This is a genomic window from Pseudomonas sp. FG1, from assembly GCF_034313875.1.
In the GTDB taxonomy this organism is placed as follows: Bacteria; Pseudomonadota; Gammaproteobacteria; order Pseudomonadales; family Pseudomonadaceae; genus Aquipseudomonas; species Aquipseudomonas veronii.
Genome location: NZ_JAVIWP010000001.1, coordinates 2,316,122 through 2,341,255, shown reverse-complemented (window position 1 = coordinate 2,341,255; position 25,134 = coordinate 2,316,122). Strand labels below are relative to the sequence as shown.

At 62.3% G+C, this 25,134-nt stretch carries 21 protein-coding genes; 10 read left to right on the top strand and 11 right to left on the bottom strand.

The window, feature by feature from the left end; genetic code table 11:
• Nucleotides 1-41: 41 nt before the first annotated feature.
• The 3 genes from RGV59_RS10810 to RGV59_RS10800 all read left to right on the top strand — a co-directional run bounded on the left by RGV59_RS10810 (nt 42) and on the right by RGV59_RS10800 (nt 2,282).
• Nucleotides 42-944, top strand: a complete 903-nt coding sequence (locus tag RGV59_RS10810) for a chemotaxis protein (RefSeq protein ID WP_017845911.1) — start codon at nt 42-44, stop codon at nt 942-944.
• A gap of 3 nt (nt 945-947) precedes the next feature.
• A complete protein-coding gene (locus tag RGV59_RS10805) occupies nt 948-1,430 on the top strand; it encodes a GNAT family N-acetyltransferase (protein WP_079442883.1) in 483 nt (160 codons plus the stop codon).
• 108 nt (nt 1,431-1,538) lie between these two features.
• Nucleotides 1,539-2,282, top strand: a complete 744-nt coding sequence (locus RGV59_RS10800) for a YkgJ family cysteine cluster protein (RefSeq protein ID WP_126586162.1) — start codon at nt 1,539-1,541, stop codon at nt 2,280-2,282.
• Here RGV59_RS10800 and RGV59_RS10795 read toward each other — a convergent pair.
• Complete coding sequence (locus tag RGV59_RS10795; protein ID WP_126586160.1) at nt 2,279-3,067, bottom strand: transporter substrate-binding domain-containing protein; 789 nt, start codon at nt 3,065-3,067, stop codon at nt 2,279-2,281. The genes RGV59_RS10800 and RGV59_RS10795 overlap by 4 nt on opposite strands.
• 168 nt (nt 3,068-3,235) lie before the next feature.
• Nucleotides 3,236-3,469: a hypothetical protein gene (locus tag RGV59_RS10790; protein WP_017845915.1), complete on the bottom strand. Its 234-nt coding sequence runs from the start codon at nt 3,467-3,469 to the stop codon at nt 3,236-3,238.
• Between the two features lie 215 nt (nt 3,470-3,684).
• Here RGV59_RS10790 and RGV59_RS10785 point away from each other — a divergent pair, with 215 nt between their 5' ends.
• From RGV59_RS10785 to RGV59_RS10755, 7 genes are all read left to right on the top strand, one after another.
• Complete coding sequence (locus RGV59_RS10785) at nt 3,685-4,851, top strand: efflux RND transporter periplasmic adaptor subunit (RefSeq protein WP_126586158.1); 1,167 nt, start codon at nt 3,685-3,687, stop codon at nt 4,849-4,851.
• Nucleotides 4,848-7,943, top strand: a complete 3,096-nt coding sequence (locus RGV59_RS10780) for a multidrug efflux RND transporter permease subunit (protein ID WP_017845917.1) — start codon at nt 4,848-4,850, stop codon at nt 7,941-7,943. Before RGV59_RS10785 ends, RGV59_RS10780 begins: the two co-directional genes overlap by 4 nt.
• A 9-nt stretch (nt 7,944-7,952) precedes the next feature.
• Nucleotides 7,953-8,630, top strand: a complete 678-nt coding sequence (locus RGV59_RS10775; protein ID WP_104903891.1) for a heavy metal response regulator transcription factor — start codon at nt 7,953-7,955, stop codon at nt 8,628-8,630.
• Nucleotides 8,620-9,984 (top strand): heavy metal sensor histidine kinase, encoded by a 1,365-nt coding sequence (locus RGV59_RS10770; protein ID WP_102617120.1) that lies wholly within the window; start codon nt 8,620-8,622, stop codon nt 9,982-9,984. The genes RGV59_RS10775 and RGV59_RS10770 overlap by 11 nt, the downstream gene beginning before the upstream one ends.
• 361 nt (nt 9,985-10,345) lie before the next feature.
• Complete coding sequence (locus RGV59_RS10765; protein WP_126587417.1) at nt 10,346-11,551, top strand: ISL3 family transposase; 1,206 nt, start codon at nt 10,346-10,348, stop codon at nt 11,549-11,551.
• A gap of 85 nt (nt 11,552-11,636) precedes the next feature.
• Nucleotides 11,637-12,965, top strand: a complete 1,329-nt coding sequence (locus RGV59_RS10760) for an OprD family porin (protein ID WP_102617121.1) — start codon at nt 11,637-11,639, stop codon at nt 12,963-12,965.
• Nucleotides 12,966-13,051: 86 nt separating this feature from the next.
• Complete coding sequence (locus RGV59_RS10755; RefSeq protein ID WP_126585775.1) at nt 13,052-14,545, top strand: sensor domain-containing diguanylate cyclase; 1,494 nt, start codon at nt 13,052-13,054, stop codon at nt 14,543-14,545.
• 95 nt (nt 14,546-14,640) lie between these two features.
• Here the strand turns inward: RGV59_RS10755 and lpxC are convergent, their stop codons facing one another.
• The 9 genes from lpxC to murD form a co-directional block, all read right to left on the bottom strand.
• Entirely contained in the window at nt 14,641-15,552 is a 912-nt protein-coding gene (lpxC, locus tag RGV59_RS10750) for a UDP-3-O-acyl-N-acetylglucosamine deacetylase (protein ID WP_003171886.1), read from the bottom strand.
• Between the two features lie 112 nt (nt 15,553-15,664).
• Nucleotides 15,665-16,870 carry a cell division protein FtsZ gene (gene ftsZ, locus RGV59_RS10745; protein ID WP_017845922.1) on the bottom strand — a complete coding sequence of 402 codons (1,206 nt, stop codon included), beginning with the start codon at nt 16,868-16,870 and terminating at the stop codon, nt 15,665-15,667.
• A 67-nt stretch (nt 16,871-16,937) separates the two neighbouring features.
• The gene (gene ftsA, locus RGV59_RS10740; RefSeq protein WP_017845923.1) at nt 16,938-18,200 is read right to left on the bottom strand and encodes a cell division protein FtsA; all 1,263 of its coding nucleotides are present in this window, start codon (nt 18,198-18,200) and stop codon (nt 16,938-16,940) included.
• Nucleotides 18,201-18,215: 15 nt separating this feature from the next.
• Nucleotides 18,216-19,085, bottom strand: coding sequence for a cell division protein FtsQ/DivIB (locus RGV59_RS10735; RefSeq protein ID WP_026139894.1), 870 nt, complete (start codon nt 19,083-19,085; stop codon nt 18,216-18,218).
• Nucleotides 19,086-19,088: 3 nt separating this feature from the next.
• Nucleotides 19,089-20,057 (bottom strand): D-alanine--D-alanine ligase, encoded by a 969-nt coding sequence (locus tag RGV59_RS10730; RefSeq protein ID WP_017845925.1) that lies wholly within the window; start codon nt 20,055-20,057, stop codon nt 19,089-19,091.
• Nucleotides 20,054-21,514: a UDP-N-acetylmuramate--L-alanine ligase gene (gene murC / locus RGV59_RS10725; protein WP_126585776.1), complete on the bottom strand. Its 1,461-nt coding sequence runs from the start codon at nt 21,512-21,514 to the stop codon at nt 20,054-20,056. The genes RGV59_RS10730 and murC overlap by 4 nt, the downstream gene beginning before the upstream one ends.
• A complete protein-coding gene (gene murG / locus RGV59_RS10720) occupies nt 21,507-22,577 on the bottom strand; it encodes an undecaprenyldiphospho-muramoylpentapeptide beta-N-acetylglucosaminyltransferase (protein ID WP_046484595.1) in 1,071 nt (356 codons plus the stop codon). Before murG ends, murC begins: the two co-directional genes overlap by 8 nt.
• Nucleotides 22,567-23,790 (bottom strand): putative lipid II flippase FtsW, encoded by a 1,224-nt coding sequence (gene ftsW / locus RGV59_RS10715; protein WP_017845928.1) that lies wholly within the window; start codon nt 23,788-23,790, stop codon nt 22,567-22,569. The genes murG and ftsW overlap by 11 nt, the downstream gene beginning before the upstream one ends.
• Complete coding sequence (gene murD / locus RGV59_RS10710) at nt 23,787-25,133, bottom strand: UDP-N-acetylmuramoyl-L-alanine--D-glutamate ligase (protein ID WP_126585777.1); 1,347 nt, start codon at nt 25,131-25,133, stop codon at nt 23,787-23,789. The genes ftsW and murD overlap by 4 nt, the downstream gene beginning before the upstream one ends.
• Between the last annotated feature and the right edge of the window lies 1 nt (nt 25,134).

Sequence of the window (25,134 nt, the reverse complement as noted above, 5' to 3'; positions counted from 1 at the left end):
ACCCTCCATAGATGATCAACCCTGATCCACAGAAGGTTTTTATGTCCACGTCTAAAGCCCGCGCAGACTCACTCTCGCTTCTGCTCTTTACCTTGCGCAGCGGCAAGTTGATGGCCATTAACCTGCTGAAAGTCAGCGAAATCATTCCGTGCCCGCCGCTGACCAAGCTGCCGGAGTCCCATCCGCACGTCAAAGGTATCGCCATGCTGCGCGGCACCTCGCTGTCGGTGATCGACCTGAGCCGCGCCCTCGGCGAAATGCCGTTGGAAGACCCGGACGGCGGCTGCCTGATCGTCACCGATGTCAGCCGCTCCAAGCAGGGCCTGCATGTGCAGGCGGTGAGCAAGATCGTGCATTGCCTGACCACCGATATCCGCCCGCCGCCCTTCGGCGCCGGCGGTAATCGCTCGTTTATCACCGGGGTCACCCAGGTGGAAGGCGGGCTGGTGCAGGTGCTGGACATCGAAAAAGTCATCCACGGCATCGCCCCGGCACCGATTGAAATGGCGCCGACCGACTTGACCATGGAAGAGGCCGAAGTGCTGGGCAACGCGCGAATCCTGGTGGTGGATGACAGCCAGGTCGCCCTGCAACAATCAGTACACACCCTGCGCAACCTCGGCCTGACCTGCCACACCGCGCGCAGCGCCAAGGAAGCCATCGACGTGCTGCTGGAACTGCAGGGCACCGTCGAGCAGATCAATGTGGTGGTGTCGGACATCGAAATGTCCGAAATGGACGGTTACGCCCTCACCCGCACCCTGCGCGAAACCCCGGACTTCCAGGACCTTTACGTGCTGTTGCACACCTCCCTGGACAGCGCGATGAACAGCGAAAAAGCGCGCGTGGCCGGGGCCGACGCGGTGCTGACCAAATTCTCCTCGCCCGAACTGACCAAATGCCTGGTGGTGGCCGCCCAGACCGTGGCGCAAAAGGGCCTGTAAGCGGTGGCCGAGTATTTCCAACTGCTACGCCGCGACCTCACCCGCGACCTGCCCGCGCCGCAGTGGCCGGCCGGTACGCAGTTGGATCACTACCGCGACGCATGGGCCCCGGCGATTCACGCGGTGTTGCGCATGACCCAGGCGCAAGGCGGCGGCCACGTCGCCGACCTGCAAACCTGGCAGCGGCAGTTCGTGACCGATGCCGAGTTCGACCCCACGCTGTGCCTGGTGGCGAGCAATGCCGAGGGCATCCTCGGCGTGGCCCAGTGCTGGACCAGCGCCTTCATCAAGAACCTGTCTGTACACCCCTGCGCCCAGGGCCAGGGGCTGGGCCGCGCCTTGTTGCTGCACGCCTTCCAGGTGTTCAAGCAGCGCGGCGAACCCTACGTGGACCTCAAGGTCCTGGAAAGCAACCGACGCGCCCGGAAACTCTATGAAAGCGCGGGCATGGTGTTCGTGCTGCGCGATGTGGTCAGCGAAGACTGACGGGCACTGGCGCACAACTTGCTTTCAGTGCTCCCGAACGTTGAAAAGAGGTGAAAACCCGTCACCGTTCGCGCGAGCCCTCTGACCTAGCCTGGTGACAGATCTGCCATGAACACTCATTTTTCCTGCGTCGGTTGTGGCAAATGCTGCACCGACCACCATGTCCCCCTGACCCTCGCAGAAGCCCGCCAGTGGGCGGCTGACGGCGGCAGCGTGATCGTTCTGGTGGAAGGTTTTCTCGGCAACGGCCTGGGCCTGCCGTTGCAGCAACGCGAACATGCCGAACGCCGTTCGGCGATGGTGCCCAGCGGCACGACCCAGGCATTCGTGGCCATCACTTTTGCCGCCTACAACCCCGGACGCTGCCGGAATCTTGACGAAGACAACCTGTGCCGCATCTATGAACGCCGACCGTTGGTCTGCCGCATCTATCCGATGGAGATCAACCCGCACATTCCGTTGAACCCTGCCGCCAAGGAATGCCCGCCGGAGTCGTGGGAACAGGGCCCGGTATTGATTGCCGGCGGCGAGTTGATGGACGCGGAACTGGCTGAACTGATCCGCCGCTCGCGCCAGGCCGACCGCGACGATGTGCAGACCAAAGAGGCCGTGTGTGCCCTGTTGGGGATTCGCACCACGGCGCTCAAGGACGATGGCTTTACGGCGTACCTGCCGCAGATGGATGCCTTTACCCAGGCGATCGAGCTGGCGGCGAGCCAGCCCGGCGTGGCGAATGAGTGGGTGTTTCATGTGTCCGCGATGGACATCGCCGAACAGTTGCTGGACGCGGGGGCACAGCTTGCCACCGAGGTGCCGGCCAACTATGCGTTTATCCCGCTGCGCGCCGCCTAGTCGTTGGGCGCGACGGAAACGGCATCCAGGCGGTAGGGCTGAATGATCCGCTGGTATTCGCCGCTTTGCATCAGTTGTTCAAGGGCGCAGTTGAGGGCATTGCGCAAGGCGGTATCGGGCTTGCGCACCGCGATCGCCACGCCGCTGCCCAGGAGTTCGGCCGAAATGGCGGGGCCGAGGAAGTCAAAGTCCTGGCCATCGACGGTATCGAGCAGCGCCTCACGGATTTCCACGGTGCCTTGCAGGGTCGCATCGATATCCCCCGCCACCAGGCTGCGAGCCAGTTCGTCATTGAGCCAGAAGCTCTTGACGATAACGCCCTTGGGCGCCCACTGCGCTCGGGCGAAGGCTTCGCGATTACTGCCCAGCAACACCCCGACACGCTTGCCCTTGAGCGACCGCACGGTCGGCAGCAGGCCGGATGTTCTGCGGGCGACCAGGCGCGTGGTGAACGGATACAGCTCATCGGTGAAGTTGACCCAGCGCCGACGCGTCGACGTGGGCGCCATGCCCATGATTGCGTCGAACTGCCGGGCCTCCAGGGCCGGGAAGTTTTCCACCAGCACCTGATCGACCCAGGTGCAACGCACATTCAACTGCACGCACAGGGCGTTACCCAGGTCGATGTTCAGGCCGACCAACCGGCCTTGCGGGTTACGGCTCTGGAAAGGCGCGAATTGCGCAGCGACGGCGAAACGGATTTCGCGCCGTGGCGACTCACCGGCGGCAACGCTATCGGCCGCCAGCAACAACGCGAGCACGACACAAATGTGTATCAGAGCCACAGGAAACATCCTTTTCCGGAAAGTCCAACCTCACCCTCCCGCACCGACGGAAAACGCCGGGGCGGCACGGAGGCTGTGCAAGCTTTCAAGAAACGGTCGTGGCCCTACAATCAGAAATTTCAGCAGACGTTGTAGGCAATAGTCGACACAGCGTGCGACTTATTATTCTCAGCGTTTACCCATCGAACGACGGGTGCCCGGCGGCGCCATGCCTGGGGACTTGGTATGCCCGTTCTTGGCGCCGTTCTTGTACCACGGCTGGGCGGCATTCTTGGCCCCGGCCAGTTCACCCGGCTTGAACGGAAACTTGAACGCCGGGATCTCGGTTTTTTCAACGCTTTCAGCGCTGGCCGGATCGACGAGGTCGGCCGCTTCAACAGGGGGATGTGTCGGGGAAGTCATGGAAGCTCCGGAGCAGGCAAAAATTGATGCGGGGCCAGCTTGCGGGCCACACTGGCGCGCAGTATACCTGCGCCCTCAGGATCTTTAACCACCGCCTGTACGAATGGTCGGCGTTTACTGACAGCGCTGTCAGTTAGCAGTCACCTTGCTGACCGGGTTGACGGGCTATAAAGACACCTCACTCTTCCGTTCCTCTGCCCTGGCACCTCACTTCCATGCAAATTCAACGAAAAACCGCGCTGATCGTCGGAGTCCTCGTGGTGCTGGCGATTGCAGCCTGGGCCCTGACGCAGCCGGCCAAACCCAAACTGGCGGCGCCGACAGCGATCCCGGTACGGGTGGTGAGCGTGGCGCAACAGGACATCCCGCGTTTCGTCAGCGGCATTGGGACGGTGCTGTCGTTGCACAGCGTGGTGATCCGCCCACAGGTCGACGGCATCCTCACCCGATTGCTGGTCAAGGAAGGCCAGCAGGTCAAGGCCGGGGACCTGTTGGCGACCATCGATGACCGCTCGATCCGCGCCAGCCTCGAGCAGGCCAAGGCGCTGTTGGCGGAAAACCAGGCGCAGTTGCAAGTCGCGCTGATCAACCTCAAGCGCTACAAGGCATTGAGTGTCGACGACGGCGTGTCCAAGCAGACCTATGACCAGCAACAGGCGTTGGTCAACCAACTCAATGCCACCGTCCAGGGCAATCAGGCGGCGATTGATGCGGCAAAGGTGCAGCTTTCCTACACTCAGATTCGCTCGCCGGTCAGCGGCCGCGTAGGGATTCGCACGGTGGATGAAGGCAACTTCCTGCGCACGAGCGATGCCCAGGGACTGTTCTCGGTGACGCAGATCGACCCGATTGCCGTCGAATTTTCCCTGCCGCAACAGATGCTGCCCACTCTGCAAAGCCTGATCGCGGCCCCTATCCCAGCCAGCGTCGACGCCTACCTGGGCGCCGACACCGACGGCCAGACCGGCGACCTGCTCGGTGAAGGCCACCTGAGCCTGATCGACAACCAGATCAGTTCCACCACCGGCACCCTGAGCGCCAAGGCCGAGTTCAACAACGCCACGCAGCGCCTGTGGCCGGGGCAACTGGTGACCATCAAGATCCAGACCGGCCTCGACAAAAACGCCCTGGTGGTGCCGCCGACCGTGGTGCAACGCGGCCTGGACGCGCACTTTGTGTACCGGGTCAACGGCGACAAGGTGGAGCTGGTGCCGGTGCAGATCACCTATCAGAACAGCGACGTGACGCTCATCAAAGGTGTACAGGCCGGTGATGTGCTGGTCAGCGATGGCCAGTCGCGGCTCAAGGCCGGCGCTCGGGTCGACGTGCTCAAAGAACCGCCGCAAGTGATCCAGACCGTCGACGCCAAGGTGCAACCATGAACGCCAGCCGCTCGCCGTCGGCGTGGTGCGTCGACCACCCGGTCGCGACCCTGCTGCTGACCTTCGCCCTGGTGTTGCTCGGGCTGATTGCCTTCCCGCAACTGGCCATCGCCCCGCTGCCGGAAGCGGAATTTCCGACGATCCAGGTCAGCGCGCAACTGCCCGGCGCCAGCCCGGACACCATGGCTTCTTCGGTGGCCACGCCGCTGGAGGTGCAATTCAGCGCCATCCCCGGCATGACCCAGATGACCTCCAGCAGCGCCTTGGGCTCCAGCCTCTTGACCCTGCAATTCACCCTGAACAAGAGCATCGACACCGCCGCCCAGGAAGTCCAGGCGGCGATCAACACCGCGTCCGGCAAGCTACCCAGGGATATGCCGACCCTGCCGACCTGGAAGAAGGTCAACCCGGCAGACAGCCCGGTGCTGATCCTCAGCGTCAGTTCCGACAGCATGCCCAGCACCGAGCTGAGTGATTACGTGGAAACCCTGCTGGCACGGCAGATCAGCCAGATCGACGGCGTCGGCCAGATCAACATCACCGGCCAGCAACGTCCGGCGATTCGCGTGCAGGCTTCGCCCGATAAGCTCGCGGCCATCGGCCTGACCCTGGCCGACATCCGCGTGGCGATCCAGCAGTCGAGCCTGAACCTGGCCAAAGGCGCGATCTACGGGGAGAACAGCGTGTCGACGCTGTCGACCAACGACCAGCTGTTTCAACCCGGGGACTACGCCCAACTGATCGTGTCCTACAAGAATGGCGCGCCGGTTCAACTGCGCGATATCGCTAAAGTCATCAACGGCTCGGAAAACGCCTACGTACAGGCCTGGTCCGGCGACACCCCGGGGGTCAACCTGGTGATCTCGCGCCAGCCCGGCGCGAACATCGTCGAGACCGTCGACCGCATTCAAGCGCAACTGCCGCGCCTGCAGGCCATGCTGCCGGCATCGGTGCAGGTCAATGTGTTGAGCGACCGCACCAAGACCATCCGCGCCTCCCTGCATGAAGTGGAAGTGACCCTGCTGATCGCCGTGCTGCTGGTGGTGGCGGTGATGGCGTTGTTCCTGCGCCAGCTGTCGGCGACGTTGATTGTGTCGAGCGTGCTCGGGGTGTCGCTGATCGCCAGCTTCGCCCTGATGTACCTGATGGGCTTCAGCCTGAACAACCTGACCCTGGTGGCGATCGTCATCGCCGTGGGCTTTGTGGTGGACGATGCGATCGTGGTGGTGGAGAACATTCACCGCCATCTCGAAGCCGGGCTGGGCAAGCGCGAAGCGGCGATCAAGGGCGCCGGCGAGATTGGCTTTACCGTGGTGTCCATCAGCTTCTCGCTGGTGGCGGCGTTCATTCCGCTGCTGTTCATGGGCGGCGTGGTCGGGCGCCTGTTCAAGGAATTCGCACTGACGGCGACCTCGACCATCCTGATTTCGGTGGTGGTTTCGCTGACCCTGGCGCCGACCCTCGCGGCGCTGTTCATGCGCGCCCCGACCCATCCGGCCCACGCCAAGCCCGGTTTCAGCGAACGCCTGCTGGCCGGCTATGCGCGCAACTTGCGCCGCGCCCTGGTCCATCAACGCAGCATGCTGGCGATCTTCGTGGTCACGCTGGCGCTGGCGGTGGTCGGCTACGTGTTCATCCCCAAGGGCTTTTTCCCGGTGCAGGACACCGGCTTCGTGCTCGGCACCAGCGAAGCGGCGGCCGATGTGTCGTTCCCGGACATGGTCGCCAAGCACAAGGCCCTGGCCGAGATCATCAAGGCTGACCCGGCGGTGGCAACGTTTTCCCATTCGGTGGGCGTCACCGGCAGCAACCAGACCATCGCCAACGGCCGTTTCTGGATCGCCTTGAAAGACCGCGGCGATCGCGACGTGTCCGCCAGCCAGTTCATCGACCGCATCCGCTCGAAACTGGCGAAGGTGCCGGGCATCGTGCTGTACCTGCGCGCCGGCCAGGACATCAACCTCAGCTCCGGCCCCAGCCGCGCCCAGTACCAGTATGTGCTCAAGAGCAACGACGGCGCGACATTGAATACCTGGACCCAGCGCCTCACCGAAAAACTGCGCGCCAACCCGGCGTTTCGCGACCTGTCCAACGACCTGCAACTGGGCGGCAGCATCACCCACATCAGCATCGACCGTCAGGCCGCCGCGCGCTTCGGCCTGACCGCCACCGATGTCGACCAGGCGCTATATGACGCGTTCGGCCAGCGCCAGATCAACGAGTTCCAGACCGAAATCAACCAATACCAAGTGGTGCTGGAACTCGACACCCAGCAACGCGGCAAAGCCGAAAGCCTCAATTACTTCTACCTGCGCTCGCCACTGACCAACGAGATGGTGCCGTTGTCGGCCCTGGCCAAGGTCGACCCGCCCAGCGTGGGCCCGCTGTCCATCAGCCATGACGGCATGTTCCCGGCGGCCAACCTGTCGTTCAACCTGGCGCCCGGCGTGGCGTTGGGGGATGCGGTGATCATGCTCAACCAGGCCAAGAACGAAATCGGCATGCCGGCCACCATCCTCGGCAACTTCCAGGGCGCGGCCCAGGCGTTCCAGAGTTCACTGGCCAGCCAGCCGTGGCTGATCCTCGCGGCGCTGGTGGCGGTGTACATCATTCTCGGCGTGTTGTACGAAAGTTTCGTCCACCCGCTGACGATCATTTCCACCCTGCCCTCGGCCGGCTTGGGCGCGTTGATCATGCTGTGGCTGCTGGGCCAGGACTTTTCGATCATGGCCCTGATCGGCCTGGTGTTGTTGATCGGCATCGTGAAGAAGAACGGCATCCTGATGATCGACTTCGCCCTCGAAGCGCAGCGGGTCAGAGGCCTGCCGCCGGAGGAAGCGATCTACGAAGCCTGCGTCACGCGGTTCCGGCCGATCATCATGACCACCCTCGCCGCCCTGCTCGGCGCCGTGCCGCTGATGCTCGGCGCAGGCCCCGGTGCCGAGTTGCGCCAACCGCTGGGGATCGCGGTGGTCGGCGGCTTGCTGGTGAGCCAGGCGCTGACGCTGTTCACCACGCCGATCATATACTTGTACCTTGAGCGGTTTTTCCACCGGCCCACACCAACGCCCGCGTTGGCGACCACACATTAAGGCGGGGTCATGCGCGTACTGATCGTTGAAGATGAAGAAAAAACCGCGGACTACCTGCATCGCGGCCTGACGGAGCAAGGCTACACCGTCGACGTGGCGCGTGAAGGCATCGAGGGTTTGCACCTGGCGCTGGAAAACGATTACGCAGTGATCGTGCTCGACGTGATGCTGCCCGGTCTCGACGGCTTCGGCGTGTTGCGTGCCCTGCGCGCGCGCAAGCAAACGCCGGTGATCATGCTCACCGCCCGCGAGCGCGTGGAAGACCGCATTCGCGGCCTGCGTGAAGGCGCCGACGATTACCTGGGCAAGCCGTTTTCGTTCCTGGAGCTGGTGGCGCGCCTGCAAGCCCTGACCCGCCGCAGTGGCGGGCACGAACCGGTGCAGGTGACGGTCGCCGACCTGTGGATCGACCTGATCAGCCGCAAGGCCAGTCGCAACGGCGTGCGCCTGGACCTGACCGCCAAGGAGTTCTCGCTGCTCAGCGTATTGGCGCGGCGCCAGGGTGAGATCCTGTCCAAGACCGCCATCGCGGAGATGGTCTGGGACATCAACTTCGACAGCGACGCCAACGTGGTCGAAGTCGCGATCAAACGCCTGCGCGCCAAGCTCGACGGGCCGTTCGAACAGAAGCTGCTGCACACCATCCGTGGCATGGGTTATGTGCTGGAGAACCGCGGTGTCAACTAACTCCATCGCGCTGCGCTTGAGCGGCATGTTCACCCTGGTGGCGCTGCTGATCTTCCTGTTGATCGGCGGCGCGCTCTATCAGCAGGTGGACCGTGGCTTGGGCCTGTTACCCGAGGCCGAACTGGATGCGCGCTACAGCGTGTTGGAGTCCTCGGTGAAGCGCTTCGGCACGCCGGAGCATTGGACCAAGATCAAGGCCAAACTCAAGTTGTTGGCCGAGGAAGACAAGCGCATCCGTTTCTGGGTGGTGAGCAGCGACCCGAACTACGAATATGGCAACCCGGACGCGCAGATCCGCGCCTTCGCCGCCGGCCCGACCGGCAAGCGCGACTTGCGCCTGGTCGATCACGCCGACCCGTTCAAGGTGCTGGTGAGCCAGTTCCCCGCCCAGGACCAGCGCCCGCCGTTGCGCTTCATGATCGCCATCGACACCGAAAACTTCCGCGCCACCCAGCACCACTTGCTGGTGGCGCTGATCAGCCTGGCGTTTATCGGCGTGGTGCTGGCGGCGCTGCTGGGGTTCTGGGTCTCGCGCATCGGCCTCAAGCCGCTGAGTAAACTCTCGGACGAAGCGCAGAAACTCGCACCGCCGAAACTCTCCGGGCGCCTGCAACTGTCGCCGCTGCCGCCGGAGTTGCGTCAGTTCGTCAACTCGTTCAACGCCACCCTGGACCGCGTCGAACAGGCCTACTCGCGCCTGGAATCGTTCAATGCCGACGTCGCCCATGAACTGCGCTCGCCCCTGACCAACCTGATCGGCCAGACCCAGGTGGCCCTGACACGCGGGCGCTCGGCCGAACATTATTTCGAGGTGCTGCAATCGAACCTAGAAGAACTGGAGCGCCTGCGTTCGATCATCAACGACATGCTGTTCCTCGCCAGCGCCGACCAGGGCAGCAAGGCCACCAAGCTGATCGAAAGCTCCCTGGCCGACGAAGTGGCGACCACCCTCGACTACCTGGACTTCATCCTCGAAGACGCCCAGGTCCAGGTGCACGTCCACGGCGACGCCCAGGTGCAGATCGAAAGAGCCCACCTGCGCCGCGCACTGATCAACCTGCTGAGCAACGCCGTGCAGCACACCGCGCCAGGGCAGGTCATCGCGGTGAACATCGACGTGCGGGAGCATCAGGTGGCGATCGCCGTGACCAACCCCGGCGACGCGATTGCCAGCGAGCACCTGCCTCGGCTGTTCGAACGCTTCTATCGAGTGGACGCATCGCGCAGCAACAGCGGCGCCAACCACGGGCTGGGGCTGGCCATCGTCAAGGCGATTGCGCTGATGCATGGCGGCGATGTGTTCGTGCGCAGTGACGCGGGCGGCAACACCTTCGGTATTACCCTGCCCGTCTAACGCTTGAGAACACTTCAGACCAATGTGGGAGGGGGCTTGCCCCCTCCCACATTGGCATGCGCTAAATCTCTGACTGTTGCGATTTGGGCAACAGTCATTATCTTGTTACACTCTGTATCGCAGCGCTCGCCTGCGTTAATTTGACGCATCGATGAGCGCGACGGCAAAGACAGCTGACCCGCTTACCCGAACTTCCCTCGACTTTTTTCCAGGGCTCTACACTGGGAATCTGTCTTAAAGCCGCTGACTTCAGCGGCTTTTTTTTGGTTCTTCACGGAATCCCGGGAAACACAGAAACAAGAACGCCGATTTGATGGATGATGTTCGTGCGAGCAAACACATCTAAAAAACCGGCGTTCTTATGCGCGATATTAATACTTTCCTTCCTTTTTGGGAGGGCTTTTCTGTCGTCGCGATCAAACCTGACGGTGATGCCCTTCAAATCGATCTGATCCCCCAGGCCACGCGATTTCCCACCTGTGGTGGCTGCCAAAAGCTCTGTTCAACAACTCATGAGTACTGCGATCGAGTCGTGCGTGACTTGCCGATTCTCGGTCGCGCAGTCCGCCTCAACGTGCAGCTCAGGCGTGTTAGTTGCCGTGATTGTGGCAAGCGCATGGAGGTCGTCAGTTGGCTGGATCGCTATGCCCGCATGACGCGCCGGCTGGCAGAGGCCGTTATTCAAGCCTGCGAACGCCTTCCTACACTGCATGTTGCGCAAATGTTCGGGCTGCACTGGGACACCGTTCGGTTGCTGGAGCGGCGCGCTCTGCAAGCGGCGTTGAGTGCCTTACCCAAGGCCCAGCCACGGCGCCTGATAATGGACGAGTTCGCGTTATTCAAAGGTCATCGCTACGCCAGCGTGGTGTTGGACGCTGATACTCGGCGAGTGCTTTGGATCGGCGAAGGCCGTAGCCGAGCGGCAGTCAGACCGTTTTTCGAAGAGCTGGGGCCAGAAGGGTGCGCCCGAATTGAAGCGGTAGCGATGGACATGAACACGGCTTATGACCTGGAGGTTCGCCAACACTGCCCAAAAGCACGGGTGATTTATGACCTTTTCCATGTGGTCGCCAAATATGGCCGAGAAGTGATTGATCGTGTTCGCGTTGACGAGGCGAACCGACTGCGCCATGACAAGCCCGCTCGAAAGGTCATAAAGCAAGCGCGATGGTTGCTATTGCGTAACCCGGAGAACCTGAAAAAGCCGGAACAGCAGGTTCATTTACAGGATCTGCTGGCCGCTAACCAATCGTTAATGACGGTCTACTTGATGAAGGCCGAGCTCAAAATGCTCTGGGCGCCGAGCGATGCCTGGGACTGGAGATCAGCCTGGAAGCAGTGGCTGCGTCACGCTCAAGAAAGCGAAATACCCGCACTGATCCAGTTCGCAAAGCGACTAAAGGGCTACTGGCGGGGCATCGTGAGCCGGGTACGCTGGCCAATGCACACTGGTCAGTTGGAAGGAATAAACAATCGAATAAAGGTCATCAAACGAATGGCGTACGGTTACCGGGACAGCGAATTCTTTTTCATGAAGATCAAGAGCGTCTTTCCCGGCAATCCGTGAAGAACCTTTTTTTTTGCCGCAAAAAAGGCCAGGCACACACCCCCAGGACATTGGCCGTTTCCGTTTGACCAAAGGAGCTCCACCGGTGAAGAACTCGCTGACGTTCACCCCGTTATTCCTCGCGATTACAGCAACGATCGCCCCCCTTGCCCACGCAGCAGACACCACTCCCGCCGACGGTTTCGTCGAAGGCGCAAGCCTCAAGCTCAACGCCCGCAACTATTACATGAACCGCGACCGTCACGACATCCACACCGATGACAACAAAGAATGGGGCCAGGGCTTTCTCGGCATCTTCGAATCCGGCTACACCCAGGGCACCGTCGGTTTCGGCCTGGATGCCCACGCCATGCTCGGCCTCAAGCTCGACGGCGGTGGCGGCACCGACGGCTCCAGCATCCTCCCGTATGGCAACAGTCAAGGCAGCGGCAAGGCGCCGGGGTCGTTCTCCACCGCAGGCGGCACGTTGAAGATGCGCGCGTTCGACACGGAACTGAAAGCCGGCGACCTGTTCCTCAACAACCCGGTGATCGCCGGCGGCATGACCCGCATGCTGCCCCAGACCTTTCGCGGCGTAAGCCTGACCAACCACAGCCTCGACGGCTGGATGATCGAAGGCGGCCAGGCCAGCTTCACCAAGCTCTACAACCAGAGCGGCCACCAGCGCATCGGCACCAGCTACGGCACACTGCCGGAACACACCGACAGCCAGCACCTGGACTGGGCCGGTGTGTCGTTCAGCGGCGTGCCGGGACTGACCAGCAACCTGTACGCCGCCGAACTCAAGGATGTGTGGCACCAGTACTACTACGACCTGGACTACACCTACGCGCTGAACGACCTGGTCAGCCTCAACCCCGGCCTGCACTACTACCACACCCAAGACAGCGGCCAGTCGTTGCTGGGTAACATCGACAACAACACCTACAGCCTGCATTTCACCGTAGCCGTGGGCAGCCATAGCGTCACCGCCGCGTACCAGCGGGTCAACGGCAACACACCGTTCGACTACATCACCCAGGGCGACAGCGTGTACCTGGACAACTCCCAGCAATACTCGGACTTCAACGGCCCCAACGAGCGGTCGTGGAAGCTCAAGTACGCCTACGACTTCATAGGCCTCGGCATGCCGGGCCTGACCACTGCCGTGTCCTACAGCAGCGGTAAGACCGACCTGAGCAAAGTCGATCCCACCAGTCGGGGCTACAGCGCCTGGTACAGCGCCGACGGCCAGGACGCCAAGCACTGGGAACGAGACATCGACGTGAAATACGTGGTGCAGGGCGGCAAGGCCAAGGATCTGTCCCTGCGCCTGCAATGGGCGACCAACCGCGGCAGCAATGGCTACTCGGCGGTAGATCGGGATGTGGATGAATACCGGGTGATCGTCGACTATCCGATCAACGTGTTCTAAGCCGCCGCACTTTCTTTTCAACCAAACAATCAATTTTCATCGGGTAGAACTAAACTGCCAGCATCTTCACCGTTGAAGTCTGCCCGATGAGTCCACGCCCTTTTCGTACCCCACCTGAACGCGCAGAATTATTGTTGATGCTCGGCAGCGGCTTCACCGTCGCACTGATTGTGATTATCGTCGCAGTGCTGTTGATCCGCGAACACGCCAGCACCCTGCAGGCGGCGAAACGCTCAACCACCAACATCACCCAACTGATCAACGCCGATGTGCTGCGTAACGTCGAGCTATACGACCTCGCGCTGCAAGGGTTGATCGCCGCCACGCAACGCACGGATTTGTCCAAGGTATCGGGGGATATCCGGCATCTGGTGCAATTCGAGCTGTCGACGGCCGCGCCGTTCAAAGACCAAGTGCTGTTGCTGGACGCCAATGGCGCCGTCGTTGCTGACTCTTCGACGCTCAAGCCGACCTCGCGTAATTTGGCTGATCGCGACTACTTCCTCGTGCATAAAATCACCAACCAGAACGACCTGTTCATCAGCCGGCCGTTCATGATTCAGTGCCATTGCGAGCAAGTCTGGCGCATCGCGTTCAGCCGCCGCGTCACCGGCGCCAACGGCGAGTTCCTCGGGGTCGCGGTGGCCACCATGCGCCTGGCGTACTTCGATCAGTTGTTCAACAGCCTCGCCATCGGCAATAGCAGCTCGGTCAACCTGTTGAGCAGCCACGGCATTCTCCTGGCCCAGCAACCGCTGCTGGAGCGCGACATGATCAACAAGGACCTGAGTGATCGCCCCAACTTCAAGCGCATGTTGCGCGAAGGAAGCGGCAGCTTTCGGGCCATCTCGACCATCACCGACAAGGAGCGCCTGTATACCTTCACCAATGTCGGCGAGCTACCGCTGATTGTGGTCGTGGCGTTGTCCAGTGAGGACGTGTTCGCGCCATGGAAGCGCGCGGCGACGCTGACCGGCGGCGCCACCGGCATCCTGTGTATCGGCCTGTTATGGCTGACCTGGATGCTGCGCCGGGAACTGCGCCGCCGTTTTCGCGCGGAGAAGGTGCTGTCAGAACTGGCAGCCACCGACGCGCTCACCGGCCTGGCCAACCGGCGCATTCTTGACCAACGCCTGCGCCTGGAATGGGACCGCGCCCAGCGCTCCGCCGAACCGCTGACGCTGTTGATGATTGACGTCGACCACTTCAAGGCATTCAACGACCGTCATGGCCATCACGGCGGCGATGAAGCGTTGCGCAACGTCGCCCAGGTGATCGGCGGCAACATCCGTCGCCCGGCCGACCTGGCCGCACGTTATGGCGGTGAAGAGTTTGCTGTGGTATTGCCGTCTACCGATATCAGGGGCGCATGGCTAATCGCCGAGCATATCCGCCGCGGCGTCGAGCACTTGCCACGGGTGGAAGGGGATGAACGGCCGATTACCGTGAGCATTGGCCTGAGTACGTGGGACAAGCGCAGTCGCATGTCCCTGGAGGACTTGCAGCTCAGTGCGGACCGCGCGCTGTATGAAGCCAAGCGCAGTGGGCGCAATTGCATCGTGGAGGCAACGGCGCGATGACTGAGGCGAACAGGCCATTGTGGCTCGCTCGCCACGGGAAATAAAAAGGGCCACCCGAAGGCAGCCCTTAAAAACTAAAGAAAGAGAGTTGTTACTTACACCGCCGCAACGGGACGCATGTAAGAGATCGGTGCGGTGCTGGCATCTTCGAAGGTCACGACTTCCCAAGCATCTGTCTGCTCAATCAACTTGCGCAGCAGCTGGTTGTTAAGGGCGTGGCCCGACTTGAAGCCTTTGAACTCGCCTATCAGGCTATTGCCCAGCAGGTAGAGGTCACCGATTGCATCGAGGATCTTGTGCTTCACGAATTCGTCTTCATAGCGAAGGCCGTCTTCGTTCAGTACACCATCCGCGTCGACCACAATGGCGTTTTCAACGCTGCCGCCGAGTGCGAGGTTGTGCTTGCGCAGGTACTCGATGTCACTCATGAAACCAAAGGTGCGGGCGCGGCTGACTTCTTTTACGAACGAAGTGCTGGAAAAATCCACGCTTGCGCTTTGGGTGCGGTCGCGAAATACCGGGTGATCGAAATCGATCTCAAAGCTCACTTTAAAGCCTTCGAACGGGACGAAGGTGGCGCGCTTGTCGCCGTCTTCTACTGTCACTTCCCGCAGAATGCGAATGAACTTCTTGGCTGCGTCCTGTTCTTCCAGGCCGGCAGATTGAATCAAGAATACGAAGGGACCAGCGCTGCCATCCATGATGGGGACTTCGGACGCGGAGAGCTCGACGTAGGCGTTATCGATGCCCAGGCCAGCCATGGCCGAGAGCAAGTGCTCCACCGTGTCCACCTTGACGTCACCGTTGACCAATGTGGTCGACATCGTGGTTTCGCCGACGTTTTCCGCGCGAGCAGGAATCTGCACCACAGGGTCCAGGTCGGCACGAACAAACACGATGCCGGTGTCGACAGGTGCAGGTTTGAGGGTCAGGTATACCTTCTCCCCGGAGTGCAGACCTACACCTGTGGCACGAATAATATTCTTCAGGGTGCGTTGTTTAATCATGGCTTGGACCGCTTCAGCGCAAATTGCGAACTGGTATCAACAAAGGCTGGCGATAATAGCAGACCAGACCTTTGCTGAACACCAATCACCTTCATAGCCCTGATACATTCCATTAATCGGCCTGACGACGCAGGAATGCCGGGATGTCCAGGTAGTCCAGGTCATCTTGCGGATTCGGGCTACGGGACGCTGCAGCACCGGCCTGAGCCTGATTGCGCATCACGGTCGGACGGTCCAGATCACGGTAGTTCACCGACGGCAGTTCCTGACGCGCAGGCGCTGGAGCGGCAGCCGCTTGGCTGGCGTGGCTGTTGTGGCCGGTATGAACGGTATTGTCGATGACCTTTACAGGCTTCTCGATTTTTGCGCCCAGGCCGGTCGCGACCACGGTCACATGCAGTTCGTCGCGCATGTCCGGATCGATCACGGTCCCGACTTTGACCATCGCGTGCTCGGAAGCGAAGGCTTCGATGATGCTACCCACGTCGGAGTACTCACCCAGGGACAGGTCAGGACCGGCGGTGATGTTCACCAGGATGCCGCGTGCGCCTTGCAGGTTCACGTCTTCGAGCAACGGGTTGCGGATGGCCGCTTCGGTGGCTTCACGCGCACGGTTCGGACCGCTGGCGCAGCCAGTGCCCATCATCGCCATGCCCATTTCGCTCATCACGGTACGCACGTCGGCAAAGTCGACGTTGATCATGCCCGGGCGCTTGATGATGTCGGAGATACCGCGAACGGCACCGGCCAGTACATCGTCAGCCTTGGCGAACGCGGACAGCAGGCTCGCGTCCTTGCCCAGGATGGTCAGCAGCTTCTCGTTGGGGATGGTGATCAACGAGTCGACGCTTTCAGACAGCAGACGGATACCTTCGTCGGCGATCTGCATGCGCTTGCGGCCTTCGAACGGGAACGGACGGGTCACGACGGCGACCGTCAGAATCCCCATTTCCTTGGCCACTTCGGCGATGATCGGCGCTGCACCGGTACCGGTACCGCCGCCCATGCCGGTGGTGATGAACACCATGTTGGTGCCTTGCAGCACTTCGGCGATACGCTCGCGGTCTTCCAGCGCGGCTTGACGGCCGACTTCCGGGTTGGCGCCAGCGCCGAGGCCCTTGGTCACGGCGGTGCCCAATTGCAGGATGGTCCGCGCGCCGATGCTCTTCAGCGCCTGGGCATCAGTGTTGGCGCAGATGAATTCAACGCCTTCAATGTTGCTCTTGACCATATGGTTGACAGCGTTGCCGCCGCCACCGCCGACACCGATCACTTTGATGACCGGGCTTGCGGGGATGTTGTCTACGAGTTCGAACATTTTCCCTCTCCTTTCGTGTTCTCTAGTTTTTTCGCCTACTGCTTTTTTACGGTGTTGCGGTAAATCGTTAGAAATTGCCTTTGACCCAAGCCTGCAACCGTTCAAACAACGGTGCTTTCGCTTCGTCGTCGCCGCGGTAGCTGTCGCGGATGCTCGGCCCCGACAGGGAAATGCCGTCGGTCTGCTTTTGCAGCCCGTACAACAGCAAGCCCACACCGGTGGAATAAATCGGGTTGCGCACCACGTCGCCCAGGCCTTTGACGCCATGGGGCACGCCCAGGCGAACTGGCATGTGGAAGATCTCTTCGGCCAGTTCGACCGCGCCTTCCATCTTCGAGGTGCCACCGGTCAGCACGATGCCGGCCGGGATCAAATCTTCGTAGCCGCTGCGGCGCAGTTCCGCCTGGATCAGGGTGAACAGCTCGTCGTAACGCGGCTCGACCACTTCGGCCAAGGCCTGGCGCGACAGCTCGCGCGGTGGACGGTCGCCCACGCTCGGCACCTTGATGGTTTCACCGGCACCGGCCAGTTTGGCCAGGGCGCAGGCATAGCGGATCTTGATCTCTTCGGCGTACTGCGTCGGTGTGCGCAACGCCATGGCGATGTCGTTGGTGACCTGGTCGCCGGCAATCGGGATCACGGCGGTGTGACGGATCGCACCCTCGGTGAAGATCGCGATGTCGGTGGTGCCGCCGCCGATGTCGACCAGGCACACGCCCAGTTCTTTTTCGTCGTCGGTCAGTACCGAGTAGGCCGAAGCCAGTTGCTCGAGAATGATGTCGTCGATTTCCAGGCCGCAGCGACGCACGCACTTTTCAATGTTCTGTGCGGCATTGACCGCGCAGGTCACCACGTGGACCTTGGCTTCCAGGCGCACGCCTGACATGCCCAGGGGCTCGCGCACGCCTTCCTGGTTGTCGATCACGTAGTCCTGCGGCAGGGTGTGCAGCACGCGCTGGTCCGCCGGGATCGCCACGGCCTGGGCGGCGTCGAGTACGCGCTCAAGGTCGGCCGCGCTGACTTCGCGGTCGCGGATCGCCACGATGCCGTGGGAATTCAGGCTGCGGATGTGATTGCCCGCCACGCCTACGAACGCCGAGTGAATCCGGCAACCGGCCATCAGCTGCGCTTCTTCGATGGCGCGCTGGATCGATTGCACGGTGGACTCGATGTTCACCACCACGCCCTTCTTCAGGCCCCGGGACGGATGCGTGCCAATACCGACGATTTCGATCGTGCCGTCTTCCCCGACCTCGCCCACCAGCGCCACCACCTTGGAGGTGCCGATATCGAGACCGACGATCATTTTGCCGCTTTGCACGTTTGCCATGGGTCCTGCCTCTTCTTAATTCTTCGCGACAGCGGGTTGCGCTGCCGTGGGCGCAGCCGGTTCACGCCAGCCGACGGCAAGGCCGTTGGCGTAACGCAGGTCGACGCTCGCAATGTTCGTAATCTGTTCTTTCAAGGTCTTTTCATAGATGGCAATAAAGCGGCGCATCTTTTCCACCAAGCGGTCGCGTCCCAGCAACAACTCGATGCCCGGGCCGGAACTGCCTGCCCCGGTCGTCAAAAACCAGCTGCCCCGTTCACGCAATTCCAGGCGTGCAATGGAGAAGCCCAGCGGCCGCAGCATCTGGCTCAAGGCCTGGTACTGCTGCATCACTTGCTGCTGCGCCCGCTGCGGCCCGAACAGCTGCGGCAGGTGCTCGTAATTGGCCAGCTCACGCGGGGTGAACGCCTGGCCCTGGTTGTTCAACAGCGCCTCATCGCCCCAACGGGCCACGGGCAGTTGTTCTTCCAGGCGGATCGTCACCTGGTCCGGCCATACACGGCGGACTTCGGCGTGGGCGATCCACGGCATCTGCTCCAGCTCCCGGCGCATGCCGGCCAGGTCGATGGTGAAGAAGCTCGCCGCCAGGAACGGGCCAATGCGCTGCTGCACCGCTTGCTGGCTGATGTAGCTCAAGTCGCCCTGCACGCTGATCTTGGTGATCGGCCGGTCGGCATAAGGCAATAGACGCTGCGCGCCTTCGTAAGTGCCGAAACCCAACACCACCAGCAACACCGGCCAGAACAGCGCCTTGAGGAAACCAAAGTTGGCTTTCGGCAGGCGCGCCGACATCGGCTCTTTAGCCACCATTCGGCTGGCACCCCGTGGCACCGGCTTGCGGCCGGGTGCGGGTGGGGGCTGATGACGAAGCGATGCGCCTTTCATGTCTTAGCCTCGCTGCCTTTCTTCACCGGCAACGCTGGCCGCCAGGATCGCCAGCACCAACTGCTGGAAATCCAGGCCGGCTGCGCGCGCGGCCATAGGGACCAGGCTGTGGTCGGTCATGCCCGGTGCGGTGTTGACTTCCAGGAACCAGAAATTCCCTTGGTCGTCCTGCATCACGTCTGCCCGCGCCCAACCGGCGATACCCAGCGCCTCACAGGCTTTCGCCGTGAGGTCCATCAATTCCTGTTCTTTGCTTGCGTCAAGGCCGCAGGGGATCCGGTACTGGGTATCGGAAGCCAGGTACTTGGCGTCGTAATCGTAAAAGGTGTGGGGCGTGCCCAAGGCGATGGGCGGCAATACCTGCCCACGCAGGGTGGCGATGGTGTACTCGGGACCTTGGATCCACTGTTCCACCAACACTTGCGAATCGTAGGTACTTGCCGCTTTCCATGCGTCGATCAATTCGGCGGCCGAGTTCACTTTAGCCATGCCGATACTGGAGCCTTCATGGGCTGGTTTGACGATCAAAGGCAGGCCCAGTTCCTTGGCTGCAGAAATACAATCGTCTTCGCTGCACAGCACACTGTGACGCGGGGTAGGAATTCCCAGGCTGTGCCACACCTGCTTGGTGCGCAACTTGTCCATGGCCAGCGCCGAGGCGAGGATGCCGCTGCCGGTGTAAGGAATCCCGGCGCACTCCAGCAGGCCTTGCATGCTGCCGTCTTCACCACCACGGCCGTGCAGGATGATGAAGGCGCGGTCGATCTTCTCGGCCTGCAGACGCGCGAGGAAGTCGTCACCCACGTCGATCCCGAACGCATTCACGCCCGCGCTTTGCAGCGCTTCGAGCACGGCGTTGCCGGACTTGAGCGACACTTCACGCTCAGCGCTCTTACCGCCGAACAGCACGGCCACGCGGCCGAAGTCGGCAGGGGCGATGGTGGAGAACAGGGAGGCGTAGTTCGTGGTCATTTCGACTTCCCCTGTTCAGCAGCGAGCGCTTTGTTTACGAACAAGGAGCTCGCCAGCAATTTAGGCGCAAGGCCGCCGATATCACCGGCACCCTGGCACAGCAGGATGTCGCCGGCGCGCAGCAGCGGCTTGACGATCGGCGCCAGGTCCACACCGCGCTCGATGTAGATCGGGTCCAACTGGCCACGCTGACGGATGCTGTTGCACAGTTTGCGGCTGTCCGCCCCGGGGATCGGTTCTTCACCGGCCGGGTAGACTTCCATCAGCAGCAGCACGTTGGCATCGGCCAGTACATTGACGAAATCGTCATACAGGTCGCGGGTGCGGCTGTAGCGGTGCGGCTGGTAGACCATCACCAGGCGACGCTCCGGCCAACCACCGCGCACGGCCTTGATCACGGCGGCGACTTCGGTCGGGTGGTGACCGTAGTCGTCCACCAGCATCACCTCGCCACCTTCCACCGGCAGTTGCCCGTAGACCTGGAAGCGCCGGCCCACGCCGGCAAAGCCCGACAGGCCCTCGACAATGGCTTCATCGCTGACGCCTTCATCGGAGGCAATGCAGATGGTCGCCAGGGAATTGAGCACGTTGTGGTTGCCCGGCATGTTCACCGACACGTCCAGCGGTTCGCGGTCCGGGCGCAGCACGGTGAAGAACGTCTGCATGCCTTGCTGGCGCACATTGATCGCACGCACGTCGGCGTCTTCGCTGAAGCCGTAGGTCACGGTCGGACGCTTGACCAGCGGCAGGATCTCGCGCACCACCGGGTCATCCAGGCACACCACCGCCAAACCGTAGAACGGCAGGTTATGCAGGAACTCGACGAAGGTTTTCTTCAACTTGTTGAAGTCGCCGTCGTAGGTCGCCATGTGGTCGGCGTCGATGTTGGTGACCACGGCCACCAGCGGTTGCAGGTGCAGGAAGCTGGCATCGCTTTCGTCGGCTTCGGCGATCAGGTAGCGGCTGGTGCCCAGTTGCGCATTGGTGCCAGCTGCATTCAGGCGGCCACCGATCACGAAAGTCGGGTCCAGGCCACCGGCGGCGAACACCGAGGCGATCAGGCTGGTGGTGGTGGTCTTGCCGTGGGTACCGGCGACGGCAATGCCATGGCGGTAGCGCATCAGCTCGGCCAGCATCTCGGCGCGGGGCACCACGGGAATGCGGCGCTCAAGGGCGCTGGCAACTTCCGGGTTGGAGGTGTTCACGGCGCTGGACACCACCAGCACGTCAGCATCGACGGCGTTCTCGGCGCGGTGGCCGATGAAGATTTTCGCGCCGAAGGACTTCAGGCGCTCGGTGACCGGCGACTCCTTCAAGTCGGAGCCGGACACCTGGTAGCCCAGGTTCAGCAACACTTCGGCAATGCCACACATGCCCACGCCGCCGATCCCGACGAAGTGGATACGACGGATGCGGCGCATTTCCGGTTGCGGCATGGCTTTCTGATTCTCAACCATGGGCCACCTCCAGACAGATATCGACCACGGTGCGGGTTGCGTCAGGTTTGGCCAGGCGGCGTGCGGTACACGCCATGCTGTTGAGTCGTTCCGGTTGCATCAAAACCTCGGTCAGGCGTGCGGCCAAATCGGCGGCGCCAGTCGTTCTTTGCGGCAGTAGGAAGGCAGCGCCCTCCCCGGCCAAATATTCGGCGTTGCGGGTCTGGTGATCGTCGATCGCATGGGGCAAAGGCACCAGCAAGGACGGCAGACCGGCGGCGGCCAGTTCACTGACGGTCAGCGCACCAGCGCGACAGACCACCAGGTCGGCCCAGCCATAGGCTTGGGCCATGTCTTTGATGAAGGGCTGCACATCAGCCTCGACACCGGCCTCGCGATAACGCGTGGCGGTGACTTCATCGTGGTTCTTGCCGGCCTGGTGAAAGACCTGCGGGCGCACGTCCACAGGCAGTTGCGCCAGCGCTTGCGGCAGCAATTTGTTCAGCGGCTCGGCGCCCAGGCTCCCGCCCAGGATCAGCAGGTGCGCCTTGCGCCCGGCCAAGGGCTGCCGGGCAATGTCCATAAACAGCTCGGTGCGTACCGGGTTGCCGGTGGTGCGGCGTTTGTCCGAGGCGCCGAAGGTATTCGGGAACGCTTCGCACACCCGCGCCGCCAGCGGCACCAGCAAGCGGTTGGCGGTGCCGGCGACAGCGTTCTGCTCATGCACGATCACCGGCACGCCCGCGAGCCTGGCCGCGACGCCGCCGGGGCCGGTCACGTAACCGCCGAAACCGAGCACACACACCGGCTGCAATTCACGGATGACCTTGCGCGCCTGCCACACCGCCTTGAGCAACACGAACGGTGCCTTGAGCAGCGACAGCTTGCCCTTGCCGCGCAGGCCCGTGACGTTGATCAGATGCAGCGGCAAGCCGGCGTTCGGCACCAGTTCGTTTTCGATGCCACGCGGCGTTCCCAGCCAATGCACGCTGTAGCCACGGCTCTGGAATTCGCGCGCACAGGCCAGGGCCGGGAACACGTGGCCCCCGGTGCCGCCCGCCATGATCAGCACGTTAGCGCCCATGGGTCGGCTCCTCGGCGAAGTCGCTTTCGCTGAACTCCATCTCTTCGCTGCCCAGGTGGGTTCGACTCTCCCACTCGATGCGCAGCAACAAGCCAAGACAGGCACAGCAGATCACCAACGAACTGCCGCCGTAACTGAGAAACGGCAAGGTCAGGCCCTTGGTCGGCAGCAGGCCGACGTTCACGCCGATATTGATCAGGAACTGGCCGATCCACAGGAACGACAAGCCATACGCCACATACGCAGCGAAATACTGTTTGGCCTTCTCGGCCCACAAGCCGATGTACATGCCGCGCACACACACGAACACGAACAGCGCGACGGTACACAGCGAACCGACCACGCCCAGCTCTTCGGCGAGCACCGAGAACACGAAGTCGGTGTGCGCTTCCGGCAGGTAGAATTGTTTCTGCACGCTGTTGCCCAGGCCCACGCCCAGCCACTCGCCACGACCGAAGGCGATCAGCGCCTGGGTCAACTGGTAGCCGGAGCCGAACTGGTCGGACCACGGGTCGGTAAAGGTGATCAGACGGGCCATCCGATAAGGTTGCGCCTGCACCAGCACGGTCACGGCAGCCACCGCCAGCACCACCATCAAGGTGAAGCGGAACAGCCCGACCCCGCCGAGGAACAGCATCGCCGCAGCGGCGCCCATCATCACGACGGTGGCCCCGAAGTCGGGTTCCATCAGCAACAGGCCGGCCATGGGCAGCAGCACGATGAACGGCTTGAAGAAGCCCATCCAGCTTTCACGCACTTCTTTCTGACGCCGCACCAGGTAGCCGGCGAGGTAGATCACCACGAACACCTTGGCGATTTCCGACGGCTGCACGTTGAACGCACCGAAGCCGATCCAGCGCATCGAACCGTTCACCTCGCGGCCGATGCCGGGCAGGATCACCATGATCAGCAAGCCAAACGCACCGATCAGCATCAGCCACCCCAGACGCTGCCAGGTGGCGATGGGGATCATCATGGTGACGATGCACGCGCCGAGGCCGATCACCAGGTACACCAGGTGACGGATCATCATGTACAGGGTGTTGCCCGACTGTACGGCCGCCACTTCGGAGGACGCCGACGTGATCATCACCAGCCCCAGGCCCAGCAAAGCCAGGCAACCGGCGAGCATCGGGAAGTCGAGGTCGATGCCGCGCCCGGTAATGATCGGCGACGGGTACGGCTTGATGATGTTACGGAGGTTGAGATTCATGCCAAGGCCTCCACGGCGCGGGCGAACAGCTGGCCGCGCTCTTCGTAGTTCTTGAACATGTCGAAACTGGCGCACGCCGGCGACAGCAGCACCGCATCACCCGGCTGGGCCAGGGCTTTGCACTGGGCAATCGCGTCGTCGAGTGAGCTGGCGCGCACTTGCGGCACCGCATCACCAAGGGCGGTGGCGATCAAGTCGGCATCGCGGCCCATCAGCACCACGGCACGGCAATGCTGGGCCACCGGCCCCTTGAGGTCCTTGAAGTCGGCGCCTTTGCCGTCGCCACCGGCGATCAGCAACAGCTTGCCGTCGATATCGGCACCCAGGCCTTCGATGGCGGCCAGGGCCGCACCGACGTTGGTGGCCTTGGAGTCGTTGTAATAGCTGACGCCATCGACGTCGCGGACCCACTGGCAGCGATGCTCGAGGCCGCCGAAGGTGCGCAGGCTCGCGAGCATGGCATCGAACGGCAAGCCTACGGCATGCCCCAGCGCCAAGGCCGCCAGGGCGTTGGATTGGTTGTGGGCGCCACGGATTTTCAGCTCGCGCACCGGCATCAGGTTCTGGAATTCGAAGGCCAGGTATTTCTCGCCGTTCTCTTCACGGATACCGAAGGCCTTGAAGTCGGGTTTGCCCAGGCCGAAGGTCCAGCACGGCAGGCCCTCGCCCATCAGCGGACGGCTCAGGGCATCCTGGCGGTTGACCACCACTTGTTTGGCGCCGCGGAAGATCCGGTGCTTGGCCAGGTGATAGGCCGGCAGGCCGCTGTAGCGGTCCATGTGGTCTTCGCTGACGTTCAATACGGTGGCCACTTCAGCGCCCAGGTCGTGGGTGGTTTCCAGCTGGAAGCTCGACAGTTCCATCACGTACAGCTCGACGTCGTCGCTGAGCAGGTCCAGCGCCGGGGTGCCGAGGTTGCCGCCCACGGCCACGCGCTTGCCGGCCGCAGCCGCCATCTCGCCGACCAGGGTGGTCACGGTGCTTTTCGCGTTGGAACCGCTGATCGCGACGATCGGCGCCTTCGCGTTACGCGCGAACAGGTCGATATCGCCGGACAGCTTCACGCCACGCGCCGCTGCGGCTTGCAGGGCCGGTGTCGCCAGGGCCAGGCCGGGGCTCACGTAGAGCTCGTCGGCACGGCACAGAAACTCGACATCCAACTCGCCACAACGCACTTCCACGTGCGGGTAGTCACGGCGCAGCGTGACCAGCTCCGGTGGATTTTCCCGCGTATCGGCGACGGCAAACGACGTGCCCTGGTTCGCCAGGAAGCGAACCAGGGACATGCCGCTCTTGCCGAGGCCGACAACGATGCGGAAGTGGTCTGAAGCGATCAGGGACACT

What these genes read in the sequence shown, in the direction of transcription:
- RGV59_RS10810 (WP_017845911.1), top strand. Translation starts at nt 42, where the DNA reads ATGTCCACGTCTAAAGCCCGCGCAGACTCACTCTCGCTTCTGCTCTTT.
- RGV59_RS10800 (WP_126586162.1), top strand. Translation starts at nt 1,539, where the DNA reads ATGAACACTCATTTTTCCTGCGTCGGTTGTGGCAAATGCTGCACCGAC.
- RGV59_RS10790 (WP_017845915.1), bottom strand. Translation starts at nt 3,469, where the DNA reads ATGACTTCCCCGACACATCCCCCTGTTGAAGCGGCCGACCTCGTCGAT.
- RGV59_RS10785 (WP_126586158.1), top strand. Translation starts at nt 3,685, where the DNA reads ATGCAAATTCAACGAAAAACCGCGCTGATCGTCGGAGTCCTCGTGGTG.
- RGV59_RS10780 (WP_017845917.1), top strand. Translation starts at nt 4,848, where the DNA reads ATGAACGCCAGCCGCTCGCCGTCGGCGTGGTGCGTCGACCACCCGGTC.
- RGV59_RS10775 (WP_104903891.1), top strand. Translation starts at nt 7,953, where the DNA reads ATGCGCGTACTGATCGTTGAAGATGAAGAAAAAACCGCGGACTACCTG.
- RGV59_RS10765 (WP_126587417.1), top strand. Translation starts at nt 10,346, where the DNA reads ATGCGCGATATTAATACTTTCCTTCCTTTTTGGGAGGGCTTTTCTGTC.
- RGV59_RS10755 (WP_126585775.1), top strand. Translation starts at nt 13,052, where the DNA reads ATGAGTCCACGCCCTTTTCGTACCCCACCTGAACGCGCAGAATTATTG.
- lpxC (WP_003171886.1), bottom strand. Translation starts at nt 15,552, where the DNA reads ATGATTAAACAACGCACCCTGAAGAATATTATTCGTGCCACAGGTGTA.
- ftsZ (WP_017845922.1), bottom strand. Translation starts at nt 16,870, where the DNA reads ATGTTCGAACTCGTAGACAACATCCCCGCAAGCCCGGTCATCAAAGTG.
- ftsA (WP_017845923.1), bottom strand. Translation starts at nt 18,200, where the DNA reads ATGGCAAACGTGCAAAGCGGCAAAATGATCGTCGGTCTCGATATCGGC.
- RGV59_RS10735 (WP_026139894.1), bottom strand. Translation starts at nt 19,085, where the DNA reads ATGAAAGGCGCATCGCTTCGTCATCAGCCCCCACCCGCACCCGGCCGC.
- RGV59_RS10730 (WP_017845925.1), bottom strand. Translation starts at nt 20,057, where the DNA reads ATGACCACGAACTACGCCTCCCTGTTCTCCACCATCGCCCCTGCCGAC.
- murC (WP_126585776.1), bottom strand. Translation starts at nt 21,514, where the DNA reads ATGGTTGAGAATCAGAAAGCCATGCCGCAACCGGAAATGCGCCGCATC.
- murG (WP_046484595.1), bottom strand. Translation starts at nt 22,577, where the DNA reads ATGGGCGCTAACGTGCTGATCATGGCGGGCGGCACCGGGGGCCACGTG.
- ftsW (WP_017845928.1), bottom strand. Translation starts at nt 23,790, where the DNA reads ATGAATCTCAACCTCCGTAACATCATCAAGCCGTACCCGTCGCCGATC.